The following is a 1,073-nucleotide window of genomic DNA, read 5'->3' on the forward strand; positions in this document are numbered from 1 at the left end:
CAGCCAGGATGTTGGCTTAGAAGCAGCCATCATTTAAAGAAAGCGTAATAGCTCACTGGTCGAGTCGGCCTGCGCGGAAGATGTAACGGGGCTAAACCATGCACCGAAGCTGCGGCAGCGATACGTAAGTATTGTTGGGTAGGGGAGCGTTCTGTAAGCCGTCGAAGGTGGACTGTGAGGTCTGCTGGAGGTATCAGAAGTGCGAATGCTGACATAAGTAACGATAAAGCGGGTGAAAAGCCCGCTCGCCGGAAGACCAAGGGTTCCTGTCCAACGTTAATCGGGGCAGGGTGAGTCGACCCCTAAGGCGAGGCCGAAAGGCGTAGTCGATGGGAAACAGGTTAATATTCCTGTACTCGGTGTTACTGCGAAGGGGGGACGGAGAAGGCTATGTTAGCCGGGCGACGGTTGTCCCGGTTTAAGCGTGTAGGCTTGAGTTCCAGGCAAATCCGGAACTCTTTAAGGCTGAGGCGTGATGACGAGGCACTACGGTGCTGAAGTAACAAATGCCCTGCTTCCAGGAAAAGCCTCTAAGCATCAGGTAACACTGAATCGTACCCCAAACCGACACAGGTGGTCAGGTAGAGAATACCAAGGCGCTTGAGAGAACTCGGGTGAAGGAACTAGGCAAAATGGTGCCGTAACTTCGGGAGAAGGCACGCTGTCGGTAGGTGAAACCCCTCGCGGGTGGAGCCGAAGGCAGTCGAAGATACCAGCTGGCTGCAACTGTTTATTAAAAACACAGCACTGTGCAAACACGAAAGTGGACGTATACGGTGTGACGCCTGCCCGGTGCCGGAAGGTTAATTGATGGGGTTATCCGCAAGGAGAAGCTCTTGATCGAAGCCCCGGTAAACGGCGGCCGTAACTATAACGGTCCTAAGGTAGCGAAATTCCTTGTCGGGTAAGTTCCGACCTGCACGAATGGCGTAATGATGGCCAGGCTGTCTCCACCCGAGACTCAGTGAAATTGAACTCGCTGTGAAGATGCAGTGTACCCGCGGCAAGACGGAAAGACCCCGTGAACCTTTACTACAGCTTGACACTGAACATTGAGCCTTGATGTGTAGGAT

1 rRNA gene is annotated in these 1,073 nt (G+C 53.4%); it reads left to right on the top strand.

From position 1 onward, the window contains the following. Positions 1 to 1,073: ribosomal RNA gene (locus WH277_RS01785) — 23S ribosomal RNA — on the top strand; the annotation flags it as partial.

This window comes from Erwinia sp. MYb416 (genome assembly GCF_037479575.1).
In the GTDB taxonomy this organism is placed as follows: domain Bacteria; phylum Pseudomonadota; class Gammaproteobacteria; order Enterobacterales; family Enterobacteriaceae; genus Erwinia; species Erwinia rhapontici.